The 22,767-nt window shown below is 45.7% G+C and carries 27 protein-coding genes; 20 read left to right on the forward strand and 7 right to left on the reverse strand.

Translation table 11 applies throughout. From position 1 onward, the window contains the following. Window positions 1-386: 386 nt before the first annotated feature. Together gltS and AB4512_RS01525 are read right to left on the reverse strand one after the other, a co-directional pair. Window positions 387-1,613 (reverse strand): sodium/glutamate symporter, encoded by a 1,227-nt coding sequence (gene gltS / locus AB4512_RS01520; protein ID WP_017060972.1) that lies wholly within the window; start codon window positions 1,611-1,613, stop codon window positions 387-389. Window positions 1,614-1,929: 316 nt separating this feature from the next. Next, window positions 1,930-2,286, reverse strand: a complete 357-nt coding sequence (locus tag AB4512_RS01525) for a YibL family ribosome-associated protein (RefSeq protein WP_017060971.1) — start codon at window positions 2,284-2,286, stop codon at window positions 1,930-1,932. A gap of 326 nt (window positions 2,287-2,612) precedes the next feature. Here AB4512_RS01525 and AB4512_RS01530 point away from each other — a divergent pair, with 326 nt between their 5' ends. Then, the gene (locus tag AB4512_RS01530) at window positions 2,613-3,410 is read left to right on the forward strand and encodes a DUF4344 domain-containing metallopeptidase (protein WP_372174205.1); all 798 of its coding nucleotides are present in this window, start codon (window positions 2,613-2,615) and stop codon (window positions 3,408-3,410) included. A gap of 150 nt (window positions 3,411-3,560) precedes the next feature. On the opposite strand, the gene AB4512_RS01535 is transcribed toward AB4512_RS01530, so the two are convergent. Beyond that, window positions 3,561-3,947, reverse strand: coding sequence for a tautomerase family protein (locus tag AB4512_RS01535; RefSeq protein ID WP_017070218.1), 387 nt, complete (start codon window positions 3,945-3,947; stop codon window positions 3,561-3,563). 252 nt (window positions 3,948-4,199) lie between these two features. Here AB4512_RS01535 and AB4512_RS01540 point away from each other — a divergent pair, with 252 nt between their 5' ends. The 16 genes from AB4512_RS01540 to AB4512_RS01615 all read left to right on the forward strand — a co-directional run bounded on the left by AB4512_RS01540 (window position 4,200) and on the right by AB4512_RS01615 (window position 16,850). After that, window positions 4,200-4,820: an LON peptidase substrate-binding domain-containing protein gene (locus AB4512_RS01540; RefSeq protein WP_017065084.1), complete on the forward strand. Its 621-nt coding sequence runs from the start codon at window positions 4,200-4,202 to the stop codon at window positions 4,818-4,820. Window positions 4,821-4,930: 110 nt separating this feature from the next. Beyond that, on the forward strand, window positions 4,931-5,578 hold the full coding sequence (locus tag AB4512_RS01545) for a sigma-70 family RNA polymerase sigma factor (protein ID WP_372174207.1): 648 nt from the start codon (window positions 4,931-4,933) through the stop codon (window positions 5,576-5,578). Next, window positions 5,571-6,251 (forward strand): ChrR family anti-sigma-E factor, encoded by a 681-nt coding sequence (locus AB4512_RS01550; protein ID WP_017060966.1) that lies wholly within the window; start codon window positions 5,571-5,573, stop codon window positions 6,249-6,251. Before AB4512_RS01545 ends, AB4512_RS01550 begins: the two co-directional genes overlap by 8 nt. A gap of 174 nt (window positions 6,252-6,425) precedes the next feature. Next, the gene (locus tag AB4512_RS01555) at window positions 6,426-7,373 is read left to right on the forward strand and encodes a YbgA family protein (protein WP_372174209.1); all 948 of its coding nucleotides are present in this window, start codon (window positions 6,426-6,428) and stop codon (window positions 7,371-7,373) included. After that, on the forward strand, window positions 7,370-8,785 hold the full coding sequence (gene phrB, locus AB4512_RS01560) for a deoxyribodipyrimidine photo-lyase (RefSeq protein ID WP_065583940.1): 1,416 nt from the start codon (window positions 7,370-7,372) through the stop codon (window positions 8,783-8,785). Before AB4512_RS01555 ends, phrB begins: the two co-directional genes overlap by 4 nt. A 14-nt stretch (window positions 8,786-8,799) precedes the next feature. Next, a complete protein-coding gene (locus AB4512_RS01565; protein WP_050647550.1) occupies window positions 8,800-9,231 on the forward strand; it encodes a nuclear transport factor 2 family protein in 432 nt (143 codons plus the stop codon). Next, window positions 9,231-9,962 carry an SDR family NAD(P)-dependent oxidoreductase gene (locus AB4512_RS01570; protein WP_017061282.1) on the forward strand — a complete coding sequence of 244 codons (732 nt, stop codon included), beginning with the start codon at window positions 9,231-9,233 and terminating at the stop codon, window positions 9,960-9,962. Before AB4512_RS01565 ends, AB4512_RS01570 begins: the two co-directional genes overlap by 1 nt. Window positions 9,963-9,964: 2 nt before the next feature. After that, entirely contained in the window at window positions 9,965-11,236 is a 1,272-nt protein-coding gene (locus tag AB4512_RS01575; protein ID WP_372051432.1) for an NAD(P)/FAD-dependent oxidoreductase, read from the forward strand. Then, on the forward strand, window positions 11,233-12,039 hold the full coding sequence (locus AB4512_RS01580; RefSeq protein WP_372129567.1) for a DUF1365 domain-containing protein: 807 nt from the start codon (window positions 11,233-11,235) through the stop codon (window positions 12,037-12,039). The genes AB4512_RS01575 and AB4512_RS01580 overlap by 4 nt, the downstream gene beginning before the upstream one ends. A 105-nt stretch (window positions 12,040-12,144) precedes the next feature. Further along, window positions 12,145-13,425, forward strand: a complete 1,281-nt coding sequence (locus tag AB4512_RS01585; protein WP_372174211.1) for a class I SAM-dependent methyltransferase — start codon at window positions 12,145-12,147, stop codon at window positions 13,423-13,425. Next, a complete protein-coding gene (locus tag AB4512_RS01590; RefSeq protein ID WP_102320402.1) occupies window positions 13,403-13,924 on the forward strand; it encodes a DUF2878 domain-containing protein in 522 nt (173 codons plus the stop codon). The genes AB4512_RS01585 and AB4512_RS01590 overlap by 23 nt, the downstream gene beginning before the upstream one ends. A 3-nt stretch (window positions 13,925-13,927) precedes the next feature. Next, entirely contained in the window at window positions 13,928-14,503 is a 576-nt protein-coding gene (locus AB4512_RS01595) for a chalcone isomerase family protein (protein ID WP_017061277.1), read from the forward strand. After that, a complete protein-coding gene (locus AB4512_RS01600; RefSeq protein WP_372051428.1) occupies window positions 14,500-15,042 on the forward strand; it encodes a DUF3833 domain-containing protein in 543 nt (180 codons plus the stop codon). Before AB4512_RS01595 ends, AB4512_RS01600 begins: the two co-directional genes overlap by 4 nt. Window positions 15,043-15,288: 246 nt before the next feature. After that, a complete protein-coding gene (locus AB4512_RS01605) occupies window positions 15,289-15,552 on the forward strand; it encodes a hypothetical protein (protein ID WP_017061275.1) in 264 nt (87 codons plus the stop codon). A 252-nt stretch (window positions 15,553-15,804) separates the two neighbouring features. Then, entirely contained in the window at window positions 15,805-16,479 is a 675-nt protein-coding gene (locus AB4512_RS01610) for an SDR family NAD(P)-dependent oxidoreductase (protein ID WP_171732644.1), read from the forward strand. A 131-nt stretch (window positions 16,480-16,610) separates the two neighbouring features. Beyond that, complete coding sequence (locus tag AB4512_RS01615) at window positions 16,611-16,850, forward strand: RNA-binding protein (protein WP_017061273.1); 240 nt, start codon at window positions 16,611-16,613, stop codon at window positions 16,848-16,850. Window positions 16,851-16,994: 144 nt separating this feature from the next. Here the strand turns inward: AB4512_RS01615 and AB4512_RS01620 are convergent, their stop codons facing one another. From AB4512_RS01620 to AB4512_RS01635, 4 genes are all read right to left on the reverse strand, one after another. Further along, window positions 16,995-17,339, reverse strand: a complete 345-nt coding sequence (locus tag AB4512_RS01620; protein WP_017061272.1) for a ribosome recycling factor family protein — start codon at window positions 17,337-17,339, stop codon at window positions 16,995-16,997. Window positions 17,340-17,508: 169 nt separating this feature from the next. Beyond that, complete coding sequence (locus AB4512_RS01625; RefSeq protein WP_017065091.1) at window positions 17,509-17,976, reverse strand: OsmC family protein; 468 nt, start codon at window positions 17,974-17,976, stop codon at window positions 17,509-17,511. 28 nt (window positions 17,977-18,004) lie between these two features. Further along, window positions 18,005-18,397 (reverse strand): GFA family protein, encoded by a 393-nt coding sequence (locus AB4512_RS01630; protein WP_017061270.1) that lies wholly within the window; start codon window positions 18,395-18,397, stop codon window positions 18,005-18,007. A gap of 113 nt (window positions 18,398-18,510) precedes the next feature. Further along, window positions 18,511-19,440, reverse strand: coding sequence for a LysR family transcriptional regulator (locus AB4512_RS01635; protein ID WP_102320399.1), 930 nt, complete (start codon window positions 19,438-19,440; stop codon window positions 18,511-18,513). 173 nt (window positions 19,441-19,613) lie between these two features. On the opposite strand from AB4512_RS01635, the gene AB4512_RS01640 reads away from it, so the two are divergent. The 3 genes from AB4512_RS01640 to AB4512_RS01650 all read left to right on the forward strand — a co-directional run bounded on the left by AB4512_RS01640 (window position 19,614) and on the right by AB4512_RS01650 (window position 22,726). Further along, on the forward strand, window positions 19,614-20,297 hold the full coding sequence (locus tag AB4512_RS01640; RefSeq protein WP_372054503.1) for an SDR family oxidoreductase: 684 nt from the start codon (window positions 19,614-19,616) through the stop codon (window positions 20,295-20,297). Window positions 20,298-20,380: 83 nt separating this feature from the next. Then, the gene (locus tag AB4512_RS01645) at window positions 20,381-21,589 is read left to right on the forward strand and encodes an MFS transporter (RefSeq protein WP_372157442.1); all 1,209 of its coding nucleotides are present in this window, start codon (window positions 20,381-20,383) and stop codon (window positions 21,587-21,589) included. Window positions 21,590-21,637: 48 nt separating this feature from the next. Then, window positions 21,638-22,726, forward strand: coding sequence for an alkene reductase (locus AB4512_RS01650; protein WP_372174213.1), 1,089 nt, complete (start codon window positions 21,638-21,640; stop codon window positions 22,724-22,726). Window positions 22,727-22,767: the final 41 nt, after the last annotated feature.

A 22,767-nucleotide genomic window follows, 5' to 3' on the forward strand; every position in this document is an offset into this window, starting at 1 on the left:
AAAAGCGTTTTAATCGCGGCGAGGGAGAAGTAGCCTAGTCATTCTAAGCAAACCTCCCTCAACAAAGAGTAAAACGCTTTTTGCGGTGGCGCCCAGCTCGAACCCTTCGGGCAGCGTTTGCTGGTCATTTCTACTGCGTTATCGGCTTCTCATGTAGGCTAGCTACACATCGATGCCTCTGCCTTGTATAAATACCCAGCAACTCACTGCAAAGATCAGCTCGAAAGATCAACACGCCCTAGTTATTGATGTGACAGAGCCCTAACCGAAGGGGTATCAGGCAAGAAAACCTCGATAAACAAGAACAAAAAAAGCCAGTCAACAGACTGGCTTTCTTGTATTCATCTTAGTGCGATAAGCACATTGCGTTTAAGTAAAGGCGAACATTAACCGATAAACGAGATGTAACCCTGAAGGATAATCAGGTTAACGATATCGATAAAGAAGGCACCAACAATTGGCACCACCATGAACGCCTGTGGTGAAGGACCAAAACGGTTCACCAAAGAGCCCATGTTCATTACCGCTGTTGGTGTTGCACCTAGGCCGAAACCACAGTGACCACCTGCCATAACCGCTGCGTCGTAGTTAGAACCCATTACTTTGAACGTCACAAAGTAAGAGAAGATACCTAACACAACCGCCTGAACCGCCAGGATAACCAAGAACGGAATCGCAAGGTCAAATATGTTCCAAAGCTTAAGGCTCATTAGCGCCATTGCTAGGAACAGTGACAATGACACCGTACCAAGAATATCGACCGTTTCGCTGTCAGTCTTATGCAGCTTAGTCACTTCAAACACGTTAGTGATGAACACACCGATAAACAACGCGTAAACGAAGTCAGGAATCATCAACCAAGAAATTTCAAAAGTCGCCACCCACTGCTCTAGGTACTTCGCACCCGTGATACAGATAAGAAGGATGAACAACACTTCAATCACCTTCTTCGCCGTCACTTTGTCTTCTTCATACTCGTTGTAAGTAACAAGTTCAGGGAAGCGTTCATGTGTTTGCGTGCCAGTGCCGTACTCAGATTCAAGCTGGTTTTTATCAATCAGCTTTTGCGCCACTGGGCTACCGATAATACCACCGATGATCAAACCAAAGGTCGCTGAAGCCATCGCGATTTCTAGCGTATTTGCAATGCCAAACGTGTCTGCAAAAGTTTGAGACCAAGCCGCGCCTGTGCCGTGACCGCCCGAAAGGGTGATAGAGCCAGCAATCAAACCCATCAAGGGTTCAAGGCCTAGTGCCGTAGCTAAGGTTACGCCTACACCGTTTTGGATAATGATGTAAACCGACGCTACCCCTAAGAATAGGAATACCTTAGCACCACCTTTTATCAGCTGCGTGTAGTTCGCCGCAAGACCGACCGTTGCAAAGAACATCAACATAAACGTGTTCTGCAGGGGCAAGGAAAACTCAAGATCAAGGCCGTTAAAGTGCAGGGCTGTAATAGCAAAAGCGACAATCAAGCCGCCGACAATGGGCTCTGGAATGTTGTACTTTTTGAGAATCGGAAGCTTTGCATTGACGAAATGACCTAGAAACAAAACACTAATCGCGATTAGGAAGGATTCTAGTGGTCCAATTGAAATTAATTGATTCATATAACCTCTATTTTTTTACGTTCTCATCTTCCCTAATGAGTCTAGTTTTATCTGTAATTATTTGTGCTGCTCTACCTATATTTATACAAACTGGAGAGAAAGTGTGGATTCGAAAAGCGAACACATTACTGCGATCGCTTAGTACCATGTTAGTAGCACGTTAACTTTTATAGGAGATAAAAGGATTTGTGACAACAATCACCTCCTAAAAGTTGAAAACGGCGTGAGTATCTATGCCGCTGACTCTGCTTTCTTAATACCTAAAAAAGCAAAAAGGAGCTATTTCTAGCTCCTCTTTCATCACCATCGCTGGTAATTAGAATTTTTTCGGTGCGTAACCAGTCATAACCTCAATGCGAAGTTCTTTACCGATCTTCGTCATTGGGTGAACAATTACGAGTCCTTTAACAGACTTTTTAAGTTTACCCATATCCGCTTGCTCAGCCTTAGTGATCTCACGGCTAAATGGCATATCAACCAGAGACTTACGCTCTTGGTTCACATCATAGCTTTCTTTGTGTTTAAGCTGGGCAATTTTCTTAGTTAGCTTCTTAATCTCTTCCTCGAACTGACGAACAACAGGACGATCATTACGAGTTTTAGCAGCATCTAACTTGTGGCGACACTTGTCTAGACGGTTGTTAATTTGTTGAAGTTCGTTTTTAACACTCATAATAATTTCCTAAGATTAAACAAGCCAATTCGGATTGGGGCGCGGAGTATAGCACAAGGGTTGTGTTGAACCGAAATTTATCTGTTAATTACCAATAGAAACGAATCACATCGACACCGCTCATTCAGCTTACTTATTCTTTGTGGCGAATCTCTAAGCGGATTATTCATTGATAGGATAGCGCCTACTTCAAAAATTGCAGTCCTCGATGCATCAAAATTCCGTCTAAACTTATACTCTAACGAAATAACTAAATCAGGGTACACAGCTTGGAGTTGTTACCCCCAGCACGACTCTGAATCGCAACGTAATCACAAGGATAGCCGATGACATTATTGAAACGAACATTGACCTGCAGCCTAGCCCTGAGTGCAATGTTTGTCACAACTTATGCATCTAGTGAACAAGCCACCCAAAGTAACCTAATCGTCGAGTACTCTACACCGCAAAATACCGAAGAAGAGCAGCTCAAACGAGAGATTCAAAGCAGTGGCGTTAATGACACCGTGGTCGACCTATCAAACCAACTCTTCATGTTTGAGAAGCCATTAACCATTCAATATGGCAGGGAAGAAGGACCACTCTACGATCCACAAACCCATCAAGTACTGATCCCTTACAGTTTTTACGCTGAGTCACTCAATTACTTTGAGAAGAACCAATACGAAAAAGAGTATGGGAAATCTGCGCAAACCGGCGCTATTGATACCTTGCTGCACACCCTGCTACACGAGACTGGGCATGCGTATATCGAAGATCAGAACATTGCCATATTGGGTAAAGAAGAAGATGCGGTTGATAACCTAGCAACCGTGCTACTGCTTAACTACGTAGAGCATGGGGCCGACGCTGCTATCAGCGCTGCAGACATGTTCGCTTTCGAGTCAGAAGACCGCCCAGAGTATTACGACTTGGGGGAATACATCGACGAGCACAGTTTCGACCTGCAGCGTTACTTCTCCACGTTATGCTTGGTGTATGGCAGCGATCCCGATGCCTATAAGAACTTGCTCGATGAAGTGGAAAACGACTATTTGAAAGACAGAAAAGAGTTCTGCGTTGAGCACTTTGACGTGATCAATGAAAATTGGCATCAGTATTTAAAAAAGAGTGACGATGCTTAGATGCTTAGATGCTTAGATGCTTAAAGGTTAGTGTCGAGAACTAGGAAAACGGCTTTGGCATCAAATTCCAAAGCCGTCACTCGATAGATTGGCTTAAGTCTTACGTGTTAAGAGTTAAGAGTTAAGAGTTAAGAGTTAAGAGCTTAAACCCTAGACCTTCACTTTATACTTCAGATCTTGAGCTTCATCGCCGGTCATGCCTCGAAATCCCCAGCAATGTGAAGGCTGCTCTTTAATGGTGATTTCAATATCAATCGGAGAGATAGCTAACTGCTTCTCTATCTCAGAAAATATCTTCTTAATTAAGCGCTTTTTGGTGTTTACCGCTCGACCTTCCATCATATTTATCTCAATGACGGTATAGGCTTCTGTTCTTCCTTCCGGGTAAAAGAAGTCATCTCGTTCCAATGGCACAAACCGATGTGCTCGCTTGTCATCGGGTAAACCCATTTCACTGTTCAAGCACTGCTGCAACACATTAGAGAGCTGCAACTTAATTGGATTTAAGCACTCTTTGATACCATAAATAACAATCATGACCATTCCTTTGATGCGATGTTAGGTATAGAAGAACGTCAGATAGAAGCATCGTCTGGCAACTACCCATTCGCTTACTATTTGTTCATATATTACCTAATGACGCGTATGAGAAAAGGTAAAAACAATGAATTTATGAACAGGTGCAACAAAATATCTATCCCTTTGCGAACATAAGCCGAAGCGAATTGATCGAACACCACCCTCCCCGCGTATATCTTCTCAAATCACATTTGAACTAAGGAGTACTATGTGCCGAATTCACCTAGGAAGACCACGCGGACAGACGCCGAACCAGAAACACCCGTAGAGTCTTCTCTGGAGCTCGCTGTGTTTCCCCTCCCCATCTTCCTTTTACCGGGAGGCAGACAAAGACTGCGCATTTTTGAGCCAAAGTATCTCGCGATGGTCGCTCACGCAGCGCAGGGCGATGGTTTCATTATCGCCACTCAAGACAAATCTAACTCTGATCATCTCAGCTCTTGGGGAACAAAGGTGACCATCGTCGACTTCAATATGTCGGACGACCAGATATTAGAAATTGATGTCGAAGGCGAAAAGTTGGTGCAATTGCATGGGTCGTTTCGAGACGATGATGACCTGATTAAAAGTAAGTTCAGCTTGTTGCCTCACTGGCCTACCGATGAATATAAAGTGCCTAACGTGTTTACCGCTTTTTTGGTTCAGTTGTTTCGCGACCACGATTCGATAAGAACACTCTATCCCACTCCTGATTTTGAGAGCCCACAATGGATCTGTGCGCGATTGCTCGAAATGATGCCTATCCCACTGGAAAAGAAAACAGAATTTACTGAGCCAGCCAGTTTTCCGTCTCTAGTTCCTTTTTTGAATCAAATCATTACGGGGCAATAAGCACTTTTCTTCACTATAATTTTGTATAGTAGAAATTAATTTAAATTAAAGTGATCCCGACTTTCTCCTTTCACGTAGTGCCCATCAAATTCGCATGATGGTTAGTTACTATGCAAGTGGAAAGCAGAAGTTTAGGGAACGGCAAGGAGCATGTCATTATTCCCGATAACAAAGTACCTACAGACAACAAAGTACCGACAGAGCTCTCGAGCTGGCTGGTGTTGGTTGGTACAGACCGAGACAAGCAGGCGTTCACCTGTTTGTTCAAGTTCTTCGCTCCTAAGATCAAGCGTTTTGGTATCAGTAAGTTGGGTGGCGAAGCTGCTGCAAACGAGCTAGTTCAAGACACGATGACTAATGTTTGGAAGAAAGCACATCTCTACAATGTAGATAAAGGCGCTGCGACCACTTGGGTCTACACGGTAATGCGTAATGCAGCATTCGACATGTTGCGCAAAGTGAAAGCGAAAGCCGAACAAACGATAGCCGACGATATCTGGCCAATCGATGCGATGGTAGCCGACTCTCAAAGCGAAGATTTGCCATTCGGTGACCATTTGATGAGCCGACACGTAATGACTCAAATAGAAAAGTTGCCTCTCGCTCAGAAAACCATCGTCAAAGGCGTTTACTTTCAAGAGCTCTCTCAAGAGCAACTCGCTCAGCAACTTGGCGTCCCACTTGGAACAGTGAAATCACGTCTGAGACTCGCTTTAGCCAAATTAAAAGTTCACATGGGGGAACAAGACCATGATTAAACATCACCCAAACGCGGCAATCTTGAAAGACTTCGTCGATGGCACGTTGGCTGATTCAGTTTCTTTGATTGTTTCTAGCCATGTAGAGCTGTGTGAACACTGCCAACAACAAGTCAAGCAGCTTACAGCTGTAGCAGCGAATAATGCTTTTGACGCAGAGCCAGTATTCTCAAATGAAGATCTAGACAGCTTCTCAATGGACGACATGGACTTTGATTTTGACGCGATAGAGCAAATCACAGCTGATACTTCTCAGTCTGTTGAAGTGACTCCAGAGGTTCAGAAAGTAACTGTTGCTGACACGACATTCACAATCCCTCGCGCTCTAAACTCAGTAGCGAGAAAGGACTGGATGAACCTAGGCAAAATTTCACGAGCAAGACTCGATTTTGCTGACGAAGCACACCACACCAGCTTGTTGCACATCGACAAAGATGGACAAGTGCCTTGCCACACCCACAAAGGCTTCGAGATCACGCTTCTTCTAGAGGGCAGTTTCGAAGACGAAATGGGCGTTTACAACAAAGGTGACTTCATCTGGTTGGATGGCAATCACACTCATCAACCGGCAACAAAAGAAGGTTGTGTCTGTTTAACCGTTTCAAGTGATGCGCTTTACTTCACAAAAGGTGTGAGCCAACTATTCAATCCACTTGGAAAATATATCTATTAACCCAGTTGCAGGCTATAAATATACAGGATGGCATAAAGCTATCCTGTATATCGTCAATACATCTGAATAAAAACAACTACGGTGTCAAAGTAAAAACACACCCAGCTCTGTAAATACGATTAGCAATGTTGAACTATAAGAAAAAGCTCAGAGCAAGAGCAAAGGAGTTGGCCAATGGAAAAGAAAATCAAAATCGGTATCAGTGCATGTGTTGCTGGACATAAAGTACGTTTCGACACAGGTCATAAACGCTCTCGTTTTTGTACAGACGACCTAGCAGACTACGTGGAATTGGAACCTGTTTGCCCAGAGATGGCTGTTGGTCTTCCAACCCCTCGTCCAACCATTCGTCAAACAAGAATGCTAGATGACATCATCCATGTTTCTCGCCCTGATGGCTCAGGTGATGTGACCAACGAACTGATCGAGTTCGGTCAAAACTACTCAAAGAAAAGCCAACACATTGCTGGCTTTATTGTGTGTCAAAAAAGCCCAACCTGCGGCATGGAGCGCGTGAAGGTGTACCACCACCATGGTCGCGGCTCTGAATCGACAGGCATAGGCATGTTCACCCAACAAATTATGGACGGCAACCCGTTACTTCCCGTTGAAGAAAACGGCCGCCTTAACGATCCCATTTTGCGTGAAAACTTCATGACTCGAGTGTTCACTTACCAAAAATGGCTCGATCTTGTGGATGAAGGTGTGACCAAGCACAAACTGATTCAGTTCCACAGCGCCCACAAATATCTAGTCATGTGTCACCACGTTGAGGGTTACAAAAGCTTAGGCAAACTGCTAGCGGGTAATGATTTAGATATCGACGAACTAGCGGCTCAATACATCGAAGGCTTGATGACGGCGTTGTCTCATCACGCGAATCGAGGCAGTCACGCCAATACGCTGCATCATTTGCAGGGTTACTTTAAAAAACAACTGAGTAGAGCTCACAAGCAAGAGCTGACCAACCAGATCGCATCATTCAGAGAGGGCGTTGTTCCACTGCTAGTGCCACTGACACTGATCAATCACTACCTGATGGAATACCCGAACGAATACCTAGAATCACAGGTTTACCTAAACCCGCACCCTCAAGAACTTAAACTGAGATACGGATATTGAGCGACATACTATGGATACGACGAGACCTGCGGATTCACGATAACCCAGCGCTCGTCGCGGCAGTTGAAAACGGCGTAACGACCGCCGTTTTCATTTCAACGCCTCAAACGTGGCGGCAACACCACCTTGCGCCGATCAAAGCTGATTTCATCTATCGTCATCTAAAACAACTAGATTCCCAGCTCGCTGAATTCGGGATAACGTTGCTTCACCTGAAAGCTAGCGACTTTGACGACCAATCCAAACAGCTCATCGATTTGTGCCAGCAGCTTGATGCCAAGTGCGTCTACGCTAACTCTGAACCAGAGGTCGATGAACAAGCTCGCGATAAAAAGCTGATTTCAAGCGGCCTAAACCTGAAGATCAGCGATTGTGACGTTATGCTGCCACTCGGTAGCGTTCTCAACAAACAAGGCGAGATGTTCAAAGTCTTTACGCCCTTTAAGAACGCTTGGTTAAAAGAAGTTCAGGTGAAAGGCATCATCTGCAGTCCAGCTCCTGTCGAGTCAGCTGAACGTTCACAAACACAGCTTCCTGACGACTTACAAGCCTTAACCATCTCTGCTGACTATGATTTCGATTTTCCGCGTGTTGATTCAAGCCGTTGGCCATTAAGCCAAGATGTATTGGGCAATGTGATCCCCAATTTCTTAGGCAATAAAGTCAACGACTACGCACGTCTGAGAGATATTCCCTCAGTTAAAGGAACATCGGGGCTATCACCTTATTTAGCGATTGGCGCCGTGAGCCCACGTTGGTTAGCGATTCAATTGATTCAGCAGCAACCCGATCTGTTATTTGATACGCAATTACCGGCCTTTTGTTGGCTCAATGAATTGATTTGGCGAGATTTTTATAAGCATTTGATGTTCCACCACCCTAAACTGGTCAAAGGTGCTAACTTTCAGCAAAAATACAATGGTTTAGATTGGTATCACGATCATCCTAGCTTCAAAGCTTGGTGCGAAGGAAAAACAGGATATCCATTGGTTGATGCCGCAATGCGTCAACTGGTTGAAACGGGCTGGATGCACAACAGACTAAGAATGGTGGTGGCAAGCTTCCTAACCAAGCACCTGCTTATTGACTGGCGTTGGGGCGAGCGTTTCTTTATGTCGCACCTTATCGACGGAGACTTTAGTGCCAACAATGGTGGCTGGCAGTGGGCTTCAAGTACTGGCTGTGATGCTCAACCTTACTTCCGAATTTTCAATCCAATCACTCAGAGTGAAAAGTTTGATCCAAAAGGAATTTTTATTCGTAAGTACATACCAGAGCTGCAAAATATCCCAGATAAGCATGTACATTTCCCACATGACTTTATCGCTAAAAACGGAATAGACAGCGAATACTGGCAACCCATCGTTGAGCATAAAGAAGCACGATTGAGAGCCTTAGCCTTCTTCAAATAATTAGAGTGAATATTATGGATAACTCTCTATGGCTTGATAACTTTCTCAACATGTATCGAGAACTCGGAACCGACAATTTCGACGTGCTTAAGACGGTTTATCACCCTGATATTGAATTCCAAGATCCGCTGCATCATGTCAGCGGTATTTCGGCGCTTACGCACTACTTCGAGAACCTCTACACCCAAGTAACCAGCTGTTACTTTCATATCGAACACACTTTCGAAGCGAACGACGAAGCTTCCGTTTACTGGACGATGCAATTTGCTCACAAGCAATTAAATGGGCAAAAGCCAATCGAAGTACAAGGACACAGCCATCTCAAGATGCTCGACGGTCAAGTGATTTACCACAGAGACTACCTCGACGTCGGTTCTATGTTGTATGAACACATTCCAGTACTGGGCTGCGCGATAAAATCCATCAAAAAGAGAGCGAGTCGATAATGCGTATTATGATTACAGGCGCGACCTCAGGTATCGGCCAATCCCTAGCTAAAGATTACGCTCAGCAAGGGCATCAGGTGATTGCTTGTGGCCGCAACTCAGACAAGCTGCAAGCCTTAGTTGACTCGCACGAGACAGACGTCGCGCATTCATCAATTTCACCGCTCTGTTTCGACTTGACTGATTACCACAACTTCCCAGAACTCGACCAAGACAAGCCGCTCGATCTGCTGATTTTAAATGCGGGTGATTGTGAGTACATCGACGACCCAGTGAATTTTGATGCCGAGCTTTTTGAGCGCGTCATCAACATAAACCTAATTTCAATTGGCTACGCCCTTAAAGCTTGGTTAAAAAACATCAAGCCCGGCGGCCGTTTGGTTTTAGTCAGCTCCAGCGCCAGCTTTTTACCTTTGCCAAGAGCCGAGGCTTATGGCGCTTCAAAGGCAGCCCTCACCTACTTAGGCAGAACACTTTCGGTTGATCTGGCAACGCACAACATTCATGTCTCAATTGTGCACCCTGGTTTTGTTGAAACGCCATTAACCGAGCGAAATACGTTCTCTATGCCTATGATTATTAGTAGTGAGGCCGCAACTCAGCGAATCGTAAATGGTATCGCTCAAGGAAAGAGTGAAATTGATTTCCCAAGACGATTCATCATGTTGATGAAGCTACTAAGAATGCTTCCAACTCCAGTTTGGCAAAAACTCGCTTCAAGGATGGTATAACAATGAAGAAAATCGCCATTATTGGTTCAGGTATCTCTGGACTCACTTGCGCGCATATATTAGATAAGCACCACGACGTAACAGTATTCGAAAAGAACGATTACGTTGGGGGCCACACCGCGACCGTTGATATTGAACATCAAGGCTCGGCGTTTTCGATAGATACAGGTTTCATCGTATTCAACGATCGAACCTACCCGAATTTCAATCAGCTTCTAGAACAACTCGGTGTCGAAAGGCAACCGACTGAGATGAGCTTCAGCGTCCACAACACCACCACTAAGTTCGAGTACAACGGCCACAGCATTAATTCGTTGTTCGCGCAGAGGAGCAACATCTTCAAACCTCAGTTCTGGTCTTTAGTGTCTGACATTCTCAAGTTCAACAAGCTGTGTAAGGCTCAGTTTGAAAGCAATGAATTCACACCAGACGTTACCCTTGGCAGTTTCCTACGAGATAATCAATTTTCCGACTTTTTCAGCCAGCACTACATCTTACCGATGGGCGCGGCGATTTGGTCGACAAGCTTGGAAGAAATGGAAGAGTTTGAGCTCAAGTTCTTCATTCAGTTTTTCTACAACCATGGATTGCTCGATATCGCGAACCGTCCTCAGTGGTATGTGATACCAAAGGGATCGCGTTCTTATGTTGAAATCATCCTTTCACGCCTAAGTAAGACTGTTGCACTGAATACATCGATTAAACAAGTGACTCGCCAAGAAACAGGCGTCACGATTGAATTTGAAGATGGCAGCGCACAAGGTTTCGACGAAGTAATCTTTGCTTGCCACTCAGACCAAGCCTTACGCTTGCTTGGTGATGCAACAGAACAAGAGCAACAGGTACTGGGCGAGATCCCATACAGCCGCAATGAAGTGGTTCTGCACACCGATACTCGCTTGTTACCAGACAGAAAACTGGCTTGGGCAAGCTGGAACTACATGTTGGATGGCGACAGTAAACGACCTGCCTGTGTCACGTACAACATGAACATTCTGCAAGGCATCGAAAGCCAAGACACCTTCTGTGTCACCTTGAATCAAAGCGAAGCCATCGACCCAGAAAAAATTATTCGCAGCTTTGTTTATCATCACCCGGTACTTAATTCGAACACGGTCGAAGCTCAGCACAAGCGTGAGCAAATCTGTGGCAAAAACCAGACGCACTTTGCTGGCGCTTATTGGTATAACGGCTTCCATGAAGACGGTGTCCACAGTGCACTCGATGTGACCAAACGCTTCGGTTTAGATTTGAGTACGAGTTCCGCGCTATGAACAGTCAAACCCTGACACCCGAGATGGGGATCGCATCCGAAAAGAGTGAAGAGCTCAGCGGTATCTATTGGGGTAACATCAGACATCGCCGCTTTGGCGACATCACTCATGAGTTCAGCTATCAGCTGTATATGATGGGGTTAGATCTTGATGAGCTGCCCCAAACCACAGCGCGCAGTGCGCTGTTCGGAACTCGTTGGTACAACCCGATTCGCTTTGTCGAATCGGATTATCTCGCTGAAAAAAAAGAAAATGTCACCACGGATGAACCAAAATCACTTAAGCAACGTATAGCTTCCAAAGTGCAACAACTTGGTGGGGTTTGGTCTGATTCAAACCGTGTGACGATGCTGGCTCAGTGCCGCTGTTTAGGTATCTATTTCAGTCCAATCAACTGTTTCTTCTGTTATGACGAGACTGGAGATTGTAAGTACATGTTGGCGGAAGTGAGTAACACGCCTTGGCGAGAAAGACACTACTACCTCATCGACATGCACCAAGAATTGAAGGTAAAAAAAGAGTTTCACGTTTCGCCGTTCATGGATTTGAACATGACTTATTTTTGGAAGATTAAGCCACCAGCGAAACGCACGTTAGTTCACATCGAAAGCCGCCGAGACGACAAGCTTTTCGATGCGACACTAGCCCTGACGAAGCAGTCAGTAACCAAGACAAACATTAGACGAACGGTATTCAAGATTCCGGCGATGACGATAAAAGTCGTGATGGGAATTTATTATCAGGCTCTCAAATTATTCCTGAAAAAAGTACCGTTTGTGGCGCATCCAGACTCAACATCTTAAGCGCTTAAAACAGAAATCATTTCTAGCTTGGGTTCGCTCCAATCAAGGAGCTGAACTCAGCTTAGTTGGCACAAAATATTAGAATGAGTTATCAGCGAGGTTTACATGGAACAGCTTGCCAAACAAAACAACAATATTGAACAACAAGCTAAAGCCGTTGCTGTTTCAAGCAACTGTAAATATCGAGCTTTAATCTTCAAGGTGTTAGAAAGCCTGCAATTCGCAACGCTTGAAATCATTGAGCGCGACCAGCATTCAGTATTTGGTGATCGAGAATCTGAATTGAAAGGTCGAATCGTGATTCATGATGCGACCTTTTTTAGAGATGTGGTCATCAATGGCAGCATTGGGGCATCTGAAGCCTATATCGATGGTAAATGGACCAGCCCAAACCTCACGCGTGTGATTCAAATCATGGCTCGTAACCAAGCCCAATTGGATGAGCTTGATGACAAGACACAATGGATTTCTCGCATCAAAAACCTATTGCTGCGTCGTAAGAATGCCAACACCGAGCAAGGCTCTAAGCGAAATATTCTCGCCCACTACGATATTGGCAACGAGCTATATGAGCGCTTCTTAGATAGCTCGATGCAGTACTCTTCCGCAATCTACAGCGAAGACGCAGAAACCTTGTCGAAGGCTCAACAAAACAAAATGAAAACCATCTGTGAGCGACTAGAACTGTCTGAGAAAGATAGCGTGGTCGAGATAGGCACAGGGTGGGGCGGCTTAGCCATCTTCATGGCGCAACACTACGGTTGCCACGTCACCACTACCACGATCTCAGATGCCCAACATGCACTTGCTGAACAGAGAGTAAAAGCGCTTGGTTTAACCGACAAAATCACCCTGCTCAAAGAGGATTATCGCAATCTCACTGGTGAGTATGACAAGTTGGTTTCGATCGAGATGATAGAGGCGGTCGGACATGAGTATCTACAAACCTTCTTTGAAAAATGTTCCTCGCTACTTAAGCCCTCAGGCAAGATGCTGATTCAAGCAATTACTATTGCTGACAGCCGTTACGACAAATACCGCAAAGGTGTCGACTTTATTCAGAAGTACATCTTCCCCGGCGGTTGCCTACCTTCTGTTTCAGTGATGACCCAACACCTTGCGACCAGCACCGACCTTGTGGTTCAAGAAATTGATGACATTGGCCTGCACTACGCTCGAACGCTGAATGATTGGAACATCGCCTTTGAAAATAGTTGGGAAGAGCTAGAGTCTCTCGGCTATTCAGAAGAGTTTAAACGCTTATGGACCTTCTACTTCTGCTACTGTGAAGGCGCATTCAAAGAGCGCGTGATCAGCACTCACCATGTAGTCGCAAGAAAACCTCGTTACTTTGGAGAAAAAGATGAAGCGGTTTTGGATTATTAATCTCGTACTGTTTCAAGCGACCTGGGTTTGCAGTGCTTTCTTTACCGCGCAAGCCCCGTTCGTCACACCACTGATTGTAGTGGTTCACTTCCTTCTATCACCGACTCGCAGTAGCGATTTGAAGATACTCATTTTATTACCATTGGGGCTATTGCTTGATAGCCTCTTACTCCACTTCGGCGTGTTTGCCGTCGACTTTGAAATTGCGAATCAATCGTGGTTCCCGGTGTGGCTTGTCTGCCTGTGGATCATGTTCTTAATCAGTTTTAACCACAGCCTAAATTGGCTTTTAAAATGCTCGAAAGTGATCTTGTTTGTCATAGGGTTCGTAGCAGGTACTAGTAGTTATTGGGGAGGCATCAAAGCAGGTGCTCTTCTTACTACTTGGCCAGATGCATCGGTAGTTGCTGCCCTTGCAATAAGTTGGGGGATTTTGTTGCCCTTACTGGTGGCCGCCTACTCCAACTTAATACAACCTAAAATGGCAATAACGAGGTGACTTATGGCTTATCCACGCAACCCGACACAAACGTTCAAACCTGAGCGAGGTATTGTTCGCGCTCATCAGCAAGCAAAAAACACACTTCTAAGCTTTATTACTCTCCCGTTAATCTTTGCTGCGCTGTTATTTGCCGGACACGCTAGAGCCTCTGCTGTCGATGATCTGAACAAACGTGGTGAGGGTGAAATGAGTTACCTGTTTTGGACTCTCTACTCGGCAGAATTCTACGCGACTCCAACCAACTCCGAACGAGCTTTGAAGCTTGAGTATTACCGCTCTATCGATAGCAAAGACCTCGTAGACGCTACCGAAGATCAGTGGAACAAGCTTGGCTACTCTGACAGCAACATTCAACGTTGGTTGAAACCCTTGTACGCGATGTGGCCGAACGTGGAAGAAGGAAGCACACTCACGATTCGTGTCGCTGAAGATAACGTAAGTCGTTTTTATTTCGATGAACAACCGATCGGCACCATCCAAGACAAGCAATTTGGTGAAGCCTTTCTAGCGATTTGGTTGTCTGAAAACACCTCTGAACCCGGTCTTCGTAAACAACTTTTAGGTTTGAACAAATGAATCCAAAAACAACAATAATAAAATTTGCTCTGGCATTTTTTTCACTCACTTGGCTAGTGGGCTGTGGCTCTGCAAGTTTAGAAGACCATGTCGACACAACGCCAGAGCTCAAGCTTGAAACCTTTTTTAATGGCGAGCTAATGGCCTACGGCATGGTGCTAGACCGCTCTGGTAACTTACTGCGCCGCTTTGATGCCAAACTGATCGCGACTTGGGACGGTGACAACGGAGAAATAAAAGAGTGGTTCTCTTTTGCTGATGGCGAGCGCTCAACTCGCGTTTGGAATCTGATCAAAACGGGCGAAAACACCTATTCTGGGACTGCCAACGATGTCGTTGGAACCGCTTATGGTGAAACCCAAGGTTCTGCGCTGTATTGGAAATATCATCTAGAAATTGAAGTAGACGGCAGCACCTATGAAGTGGTGCTCGATGATTGGATGTTCTTAATGGACGATAAACGCTTGTTCAACAAGACTGAGATGTCTAAGTTTGGCTTTAAAGTCGGAGAGGTCATCTTATACATCGAGAAGATTTGATGTAACTGCCGTTTCTGATTCTTAGTTTTAAAACGATGACTACATCTACAGTACGTAACAAAACAGCCCACAACGAAAATTGTGGGCTGTTTTGTTTGATCCCTCGAATAGCATACCTGCATGCTCAAGCCATTGTGCTAAGATGCGCCACCAGCATACAAATGGACTAGACTGACACTAAGCAGTCCCCATTTGTTTCGCTAAGCGTAGATTCCCTACCATGAATAATTGAAAAGGCTTTAAAGCATGAGCAAGTTGACCTCAGCGGAGCGTAAAGCTCGCGACAATGAACGTTTCTCACAACGCGTAAACGACCGCAGAGAAAAAGGTGAAGACGTAGTTGCTTACGCACTGACCAACAAAAAAGCTGTAAAATTCCTGACTAAGTCAGAGAAAAAACGTTTCAACGAAACGAGAGCGACTCTGCAAGAAGAGAAGCGAGTGAAAGAACAAGAAGAGCTTAACCGAATCGAAGACGCGTTCACGATCAAACAGTTCGACGACGAATAATCACTTATGATTACTCAAAAGCGCTGGCTCTATGCCGGCGCTTTTACTTGTTAGTTCTGCTACTTTTTGGCTGTGTTATTTCTGACCAAACCAGTCGATTCTTAACGACTTTCCCCACACTCTTATTCCCCTACGGCTCAACCGATCACCCAAGCTATCAACCAGGCTATCGATCAACTTTAGCCATAGATCTCAGAAAATCTTAGCCTAGCCCCTTACTATCTCGAATCAACTCTACAAACCTAAGACAGTATGATTTTAATTACCGGATCAAGCAGCGGTTTAGGCGCAGCGCTCGCGATACAATACGCTAACACTGCAACAGACGCTCAGCGTGTAGCCATTACAGGTCGCAACGCACAACGTTTAGCAGAAGTAGCGCAAGGCCTACCTGCGAATACCATTAGCCAAGCGTGTGATCTCTGTGACCCGCACTCAGTGAGTGAGTTATTGGATGCGTTACCTGAAATGCCTAAACTGGTGATCCACAGTGCTGGCAGTGGCTACTTCGGTAAAATAGAACAGCAAGATCCAACCACCATCAGCGACATGCTGAAGAACAATATCGAGTCTTCGATCTTTTTGATTCGCGAGCTTGTGCAGCGCTACAAAGATCAATCGGTCACCATTGCAGTGGTGATGTCGACGGCGGCCCAAGGTGCTAAAGCGGAAGAGTCCACCTACTGCGCGGCAAAATGGGCCGTGAAAGGCTTTATCGAATCGGTGAGGTTGGAGCTAAAAGGTCACCCGATGAAAATCGTGGCGGTTTACCCTGGAGGAATGGCGACCGAGTTTTGGAATACAAGCGGTAAAGACATGGATACCTCGAGCTTTATGACCGCGCAAGAAGCCGCTCAGATGCTACAACAGGCGTTGACCAGCACAGAGCATGGCTTCGTATCAGATATCACGATAAACCGCGGCTAGCAGGTAAACAGCTCGCTTAATCGGTAAATAGAGCGACACATTACCAAAGAAATGATTAGAGTAATTATTTGTGAGGGTGAGCATGAAAGTGTGCGACAATGCTCGGCGTAAATTCATATTCAAGGTTTATTATGAAACTTCTAGTTCGTAACCTATCGCGCTCTACCTCTGAGCAAGACATCCGTGTGCTATTTTCTGAGTTTGGCTCAGTAAAAGAGTGCAGCCTAGTTTTAGACCAAGAAACTGGCGACTCAAAAGGCTTCGCTTTTGTTGAAATGCCAGAGCAAGAAGAAGCTAAAGCGGCACTAAACAAGCTGAACTTGTCAAAGCTTGGCAAAAACACGATTCGTGTAAAAGTAGCGAACTCTTAATCGATTCAATGCTTCATAAGCCGCATGGCTTAGCTTAACAGCAGCACAGATGATAAAGCCCGTAACGATATGACGTTTTCCAGCGCAATATCGTTACGGGCTTTTTGCTGCTCGCAATTCTCTTTTCACACGATTTGAATACGCCTACAGACCTTCATGTTCATCAATAGCACGTCTTGCTTCGGCCATTGAACATCCAGATTCCATCACCAGCTGAGCCACAGTCATTGAAGGTGTAGCGGCCAACAGAGATGCCAAACACACCACGGGTTTAGGCAGCACTTTGTCGATTGCAATTGCTATCCAACCGTCTTTTTCATGGGTTAACATCGTTTTAAATTCAACGAGTTGATACTCTTGAGCGACCAACAGCCAATTACGCGAACGACGAACTCGTTTCAACTGACATCCACATTCCGCAGCATTCACCATCACTTGGCTTTTATCACTCACACGATGTACAAAACTATTCAATGGGACGCTAAACATAACTCTCTGCTAACCAATCTATTCCTACCATTCAAGAGCTCTCTACCTATCTCTCAAAACTTTCTAACTGTCACTCAATTAAAACCGTACGTAGGATTACACAGACACAAAAAAACCGCCAGTGATGCACTAAGCAACCTTGCGGTTTTTGGATGTTAACGTGTGTGGTTTACGCTTTAGTTTCTACCACAATGTCCGTTTTTACCGAGTTCGCGATAAAGCAGTTTTTGTGCGCCAAGTGGTGCAGTTTGTCGAGCTGCTTGGCGGTGGGCTTTTTGGTACCTAAAAACACAATTTTAGGGCGCAGAGTCACCTTAGTGACCGATGAGCGGCCAGATTCATCTTCTTCCAGCACACCAATCGCATCATCGACATAGGAGTCGATCACGTACTTCTGCTTTGCGGCAATGCCCAAAAACGTCAGCATATGGCAGCTAGAAAGTGCCGCGATAAACGCTTCTTCTGGATCAACATTCGCTTCCACCGAAAACGGCAGTGGCACAACATGTGGAGAGGACGAAGCAGGCACAGTGACACCACCATCGAACTCCCACGTATGACCTCGACTGTATTGATTGTCGCTAAAGACTTCATCTTCTGCTTTTTTCCAGCGAATGATCGCTCCGTATTCAGACATAATTCCTTCCTTTTTTATGCTCAATAAATTAACGATCAGCTGGATGATTGACACCATCGTTGGTCACCACATCACCAATATCAAAAGGGTTTACCCCTTCCAAACAGCCGATGTTAAAACCGTATTCATTTGGGCTAGAACGGCGTTGATGATGGGTATAGATGCCGCAGTTTGAGCAGAAATAATGCTTTGCGGTGTTGGTATTGAATTGATAAAGCTTGAGATGCTCCGCACCTTTGAGGATCTTGATGCCGTCCAGTGCAACAGAGCCCACAATCGCTCCCCTGCGACGACAGATAGAGCAATCACAGCGGCGTGGTTTTTCTATCCCGTTAGGTAAGCTGAACTCTAGTTCAACCGCACCGCAATGGCAGGTTGCCTTGTGAAAAGGTTGGATAACCGTATCTCCGACGACTTTCATTTTTCTCTCCAATCACATCCTTATGTTGGTCGTATCATAACCAGTTCAATGTTCTCTGTCCGTACCCGGGTGTTGAGTTCGAGAGATCTGTCATGCGCTGCTTCTCGGCTAATCTAACTAGACTTTTCAACCAAATCGCCAAACCGCTCAAACAAGAAATCAAGAAACAACCGGATACGCTTGGGCTGATATTTCTTGCTGATGTACACCACATTCAAATCGGCACTCGACACCGACATCGCGGTGTTGAAGTTCTTCATGTAGCCATTAAGCAGCGTCACAAGGCGCTGGTTATTGATGTCGCCTTGCACATCCAGTACCGATTTAAGAGCAATGCCCTCGCCTTTTAATGCCCAGTAGCGAATCACTTCGCCATCGTCTGAAAATCGCTTTGGAACAACAGTAATCGACTTCTTCATATCATGATCTTGGAAGTGCCATGTCTTGAGCTCTTCATTGCTGCGCAGCATGGCTAAACAATCGTGATCAACCAAATCTTGTGGTGTTAACGGTGTTCCATGCTTGGCAAGATATTCAGGAGAAGCACACAGCACACGTCGGCTTGGTGACAAGCGTCTGGATATCAAACTGCTGTCGACCAATTCACCATAACGGACCACGATATCCATGCCAGATTCAGCAATGTTCGAGAGGTTATCGTTCAAGTAGAGGTAAGGGATCACGTCGGGATATTGCTGACAGAACTCAGAGAGAATCGGAAGAATGTACTGCTTTCCGATGTCTTTCGGCGCGGCGATTTTGAGTGGACCTTTGACCTCTTTGACGCCATTTTGGATCAGGTTTTCGGCCTCACTGACATTATCCAATATCTCCAGACACGCCTTGTGATACAGCTCGCCAGAGTCGGTTAAAGACACATGGCGCGTACTTCGATTCAACAACTTCACACCATATCGCTCTTCCAGCGCTTGAAGCCTTGCTGTCATGGTCGCAGGTGATAAACCCAGTTCGCGCCCAGCCGCCGCTAACCCGTGATGCTTAACAATACTGACGAACATCGCCATATCTGAAAACTTATCCATACGATTCTCGCTTCCGTCTCTTCGTCTTACTTCTCGATCTTAATGCTCGATCTGAATACTCAGCGACACTATTCAGATTAACCGAATAATGAATTTATATTTTAACCAATTATCAAATTTAGTCGAATAAATATAATGACAAACATCAACAGAACAACGCAGGAATTCAGAGCATGACTAACGAATCGACTAATCAAGAGCAACGCACTTTCGTCATCATTGGTGGCACATCAGGCATCGGTAAAGCACTCGCGATGAAATTGAGAAACGAAAACAACACAGTGCACGTCGCTAGCCGACATACAGGCCTTAATATCAGCAATGAAAAGTCAATTTGTGAATACTTCGAATCGATTGGCGTGTTTGACCACTTAGTCGTAACAGCTGGCTCATCCGCTCCCGCAGGAAAAGTAACAGACGTAGCAACCGCAGACGCTAAGACAGCTTTTGACACTAAGTTTTGGGGCAGCTTAAACGTAGCAAAACATGCCTCACGCTACATGACGCCAAACGGCTCTATCACGCTCACGACAGGCATGTTGTCTCGCAAAGTAGTGGCTGGCACTTACGTAAAAACCGCCATCAACGCCGCGCTAGAAAGCGTGACTAAAATACTGGCGAAAGAGCTATCACCCATTCGAGTCAATGCCGTTAGCCCGGGTTTAACCATGACGGAAGCCTACAAAAACATGGACGATTCCGCTCGTACAAGCATGTACGACAACGCCAAAAATAACCTACCCGCAGGCAAGGTTGGCGAGCCTTCAGAGGTGGCTATGGGTTACCTATTCGCGATTAACAACCCATACGTAACAGGGTCAATCATCGACATCGACGGCGGCGCTCTACTCGGCTAACACCCCGCAAAGACATAAAGAACAATCGTGAGGGTGTTTATCTCAACGTCCTAACAAATAAGAATTTACATAGGTAACTCATCATGAAATCAGAAGCCATGACACAAGAAAAGATGCCATTCCAAGTTTGGATACTGACACTCGCAGCATTTGCAATTGGCACCGCTGAGTTTGTTATCGCAGGCATTCTTCCACAAATCGCCACATCACTTTCAATCACAGAAGGTCAAGCTGGCTACCTTATCAGTGCTTACGCGTTGGCTATCGTTATCGGCGGCCCGATCTTAACAATCTACCTTGCGCGCTTTAATAAGAAGATAGTGCTGATTGGCTTAATGGCACTGTTCATTATTGGCAACGTGTTATCCGCCTTAGCGCCAAGCTATCCACTTCTACTGGCAAGCCGTGTGATCGCAGGCTTAGTGCAAGGCCCTTTCTATGGCATCGGTGCGGTTGTCGCAACCAACTTAGTGTCTGAAAAAATGGCAGGTCGTGCCGTTGGCCAAATGTTCGCAGGCCTAACAGTCGCTAACGTTCTTGGCGTTCCAGCGGGAACTTGGGTTAGCTTGCAATTCGGCTGGCACACCACTTTCTTTACCGTGGCTGCACTTGGCACGATTGCGATGATTTCTATTCTAACGTCAATCAAATCGACTGGTCACAGTGAAGCAAAAGACATCAAAACTCAGCTGTTAGCGTTCAAAAACCCAATGCTGCTGATCAGCTTGGCAATCACTGCTTTTGCTTGGTCTGGCTTCATGACGCTATACGGATACCTTGCGCCAATCGCTATGCACATCACCGGCTACGGTCAAGAGTCTGTTACTTGGATCTTAGTGATTGTGGGTGTCGGCTTAATCATCGGTAACACCTTGGGCGGACGCTCTTCAGATAAAAACCTAGGCAAAGCTTCAATGTTTTGGGCCGTTGCAATGATCGTGTCATTGGTTGTAGTTGGCCTTGTGGTAGACAACAAAATCCTATTCGTTGCAGCGGTATTTGTCTTTGGTATTGCATCATTTGCGAACGTTCCAGCAATGCAACTTCGAGTGATGAACAACGGTGGCGAAGGCCAAGAGCTAGCAGCAACCGCGAATATCTCAGCGTTTAATTTAGCCAATGCCTTTGGTGGATTCCTTGGCGGCATGGTACTCGACAGCCAACTAGGCGCAGGCATGATTCCATTCGCAGCCGTTGTTGTCCCTGTTATTGGTTTGCTGCTTATTGCGAAAGCCAACCGAGCGGGGAGGCCACAAAGCAACTCTATTTTCAGCCCAGCAGAAAGCAAATAAGCCCCAATAAAAAACGAAAGATCACAGCATTAAAACAAGGTAGAAACCATGAACAAATTATTCGAAGCATCAGAACTGAAAGGCCTAGCACTACAAAACCGCGTGGTTATGGCACCCATGACACGCGCTCGTACTAGCCAACCTGGAAACGTGCCAAACGACATGATGGCAACCTATTACCAACAACGCGCAAGTGCAGGGCTGATCATCACGGAAGCAACGCAGATCTCTGATGACTCTCAAGGTTACTCATTCACACCCGGCGTTTATACCGATGCACAAATCGAAGGTTGGAAGTCAGTAACAACAGCAGCAAAAGCACAAGGTGCCGCGATATTCTGCCAGCTATGGCATGTAGGCCGAGTATCACACCCTACCTTTCAAAAAGGCGAGTTACCGATTGCACCTTCTGCATTAGCTCCAATAGAAACGCAGGTTTGGATCTCTGATGAGAATGGTAACGGCAACATGGTGGATTGCATCCAACCAAGAGAGATGACCCAAGCAGACATCGATCGTGTTGTTAAAGATTTTGCTAACTCAGCGAAAAAAGCAGTCGAGGCAGGGTTCAACGGAGTGGAAATACACGGTGGCAATGGCTACCTGATTGATCAGTTCCTAAGAACCAACTCAAACAAACGCACCGACAACTACGGCGGTAGCCGCGAGAACCGACTTCGCTTCCTAATCGAAGTGGTTGATGCTGTGATTGAAGAGATAGGTGCCGATAAAGTAGGTGTGCGCTTGGCGCCGTTCATCACCTTCAAAGACATGAACTGCCCAGATATCGTACCAACGATTTTAGAGGCATCGAAGGCACTTCAAGATCGAGACATCGCTTACCTGCACCTATCAGAAGCCGACTGGGATGATGCTCCAGTTATCCCTGAAAGCTTCCGCGTAGAACTAAGAGAGTTGTTCTCTAACACCATCATCGTTGCTGGCAGCTACACACCAGAACGCGCCGAAGAAGTGTTAAGCAAAGGCTACGCCGACCTTGTCGCATTTGGTCGCCCATTCGTTGCGAATCCAGATCTCGTTTCACGCCTACAAAGCGGCAGTGAACTATCCGATCTTGATGGCGCCACTCTGTTCGGCGGCAACGAAAAAGGCTATATCGATTATCCGGCTTTGTAGTTGTATAGCATTAGACACGCACCAAGCCTGCATGAGTCCTG

Origin of the sequence: Vibrio sp. 10N.222.52.B7 (assembly GCF_041474275.1) — a bacterium.
GTDB classification, from domain to species: domain Bacteria; phylum Pseudomonadota; class Gammaproteobacteria; order Enterobacterales; family Vibrionaceae; genus Vibrio; species Vibrio crassostreae_C.

What these genes read in the sequence shown, in the direction of transcription:
- gltS (WP_017060972.1), bottom strand. Translation starts at nt 1,613, where the DNA reads ATGAATCAATTAATTTCAATTGGACCACTAGAATCCTTCCTAATCGCG.
- AB4512_RS01525 (WP_017060971.1), bottom strand. Translation starts at nt 2,286, where the DNA reads ATGAGTGTTAAAAACGAACTTCAACAAATTAACAACCGTCTAGACAAG.
- AB4512_RS01530 (WP_372174205.1), top strand. Translation starts at nt 2,613, where the DNA reads ATGACATTATTGAAACGAACATTGACCTGCAGCCTAGCCCTGAGTGCA.
- AB4512_RS01535 (WP_017070218.1), bottom strand. Translation starts at nt 3,947, where the DNA reads ATGATTGTTATTTATGGTATCAAAGAGTGCTTAAATCCAATTAAGTTG.
- AB4512_RS01545 (WP_372174207.1), top strand. Translation starts at nt 4,931, where the DNA reads ATGCAAGTGGAAAGCAGAAGTTTAGGGAACGGCAAGGAGCATGTCATT.
- AB4512_RS01550 (WP_017060966.1), top strand. Translation starts at nt 5,571, where the DNA reads ATGATTAAACATCACCCAAACGCGGCAATCTTGAAAGACTTCGTCGAT.
- AB4512_RS01555 (WP_372174209.1), top strand. Translation starts at nt 6,426, where the DNA reads ATGGAAAAGAAAATCAAAATCGGTATCAGTGCATGTGTTGCTGGACAT.
- AB4512_RS01565 (WP_050647550.1), top strand. Translation starts at nt 8,800, where the DNA reads ATGGATAACTCTCTATGGCTTGATAACTTTCTCAACATGTATCGAGAA.
- AB4512_RS01570 (WP_017061282.1), top strand. Translation starts at nt 9,231, where the DNA reads ATGCGTATTATGATTACAGGCGCGACCTCAGGTATCGGCCAATCCCTA.
- AB4512_RS01575 (WP_372051432.1), top strand. Translation starts at nt 9,965, where the DNA reads ATGAAGAAAATCGCCATTATTGGTTCAGGTATCTCTGGACTCACTTGC.
- AB4512_RS01580 (WP_372129567.1), top strand. Translation starts at nt 11,233, where the DNA reads ATGAACAGTCAAACCCTGACACCCGAGATGGGGATCGCATCCGAAAAG.
- AB4512_RS01585 (WP_372174211.1), top strand. Translation starts at nt 12,145, where the DNA reads ATGGAACAGCTTGCCAAACAAAACAACAATATTGAACAACAAGCTAAA.
- AB4512_RS01590 (WP_102320402.1), top strand. Translation starts at nt 13,403, where the DNA reads ATGAAGCGGTTTTGGATTATTAATCTCGTACTGTTTCAAGCGACCTGG.
- AB4512_RS01595 (WP_017061277.1), top strand. Translation starts at nt 13,928, where the DNA reads ATGGCTTATCCACGCAACCCGACACAAACGTTCAAACCTGAGCGAGGT.
- AB4512_RS01600 (WP_372051428.1), top strand. Translation starts at nt 14,500, where the DNA reads ATGAATCCAAAAACAACAATAATAAAATTTGCTCTGGCATTTTTTTCA.
- AB4512_RS01605 (WP_017061275.1), top strand. Translation starts at nt 15,289, where the DNA reads ATGAGCAAGTTGACCTCAGCGGAGCGTAAAGCTCGCGACAATGAACGT.
- AB4512_RS01610 (WP_171732644.1), top strand. Translation starts at nt 15,805, where the DNA reads ATGATTTTAATTACCGGATCAAGCAGCGGTTTAGGCGCAGCGCTCGCG.
- AB4512_RS01615 (WP_017061273.1), top strand. Translation starts at nt 16,611, where the DNA reads ATGAAACTTCTAGTTCGTAACCTATCGCGCTCTACCTCTGAGCAAGAC.
- AB4512_RS01620 (WP_017061272.1), bottom strand. Translation starts at nt 17,339, where the DNA reads ATGTTTAGCGTCCCATTGAATAGTTTTGTACATCGTGTGAGTGATAAA.
- AB4512_RS01625 (WP_017065091.1), bottom strand. Translation starts at nt 17,976, where the DNA reads ATGTCTGAATACGGAGCGATCATTCGCTGGAAAAAAGCAGAAGATGAA.
- AB4512_RS01630 (WP_017061270.1), bottom strand. Translation starts at nt 18,397, where the DNA reads ATGAAAGTCGTCGGAGATACGGTTATCCAACCTTTTCACAAGGCAACC.
- AB4512_RS01635 (WP_102320399.1), bottom strand. Translation starts at nt 19,440, where the DNA reads ATGGATAAGTTTTCAGATATGGCGATGTTCGTCAGTATTGTTAAGCAT.
- AB4512_RS01640 (WP_372054503.1), top strand. Translation starts at nt 19,614, where the DNA reads ATGACTAACGAATCGACTAATCAAGAGCAACGCACTTTCGTCATCATT.
- AB4512_RS01645 (WP_372157442.1), top strand. Translation starts at nt 20,381, where the DNA reads ATGAAATCAGAAGCCATGACACAAGAAAAGATGCCATTCCAAGTTTGG.
- AB4512_RS01650 (WP_372174213.1), top strand. Translation starts at nt 21,638, where the DNA reads ATGAACAAATTATTCGAAGCATCAGAACTGAAAGGCCTAGCACTACAA.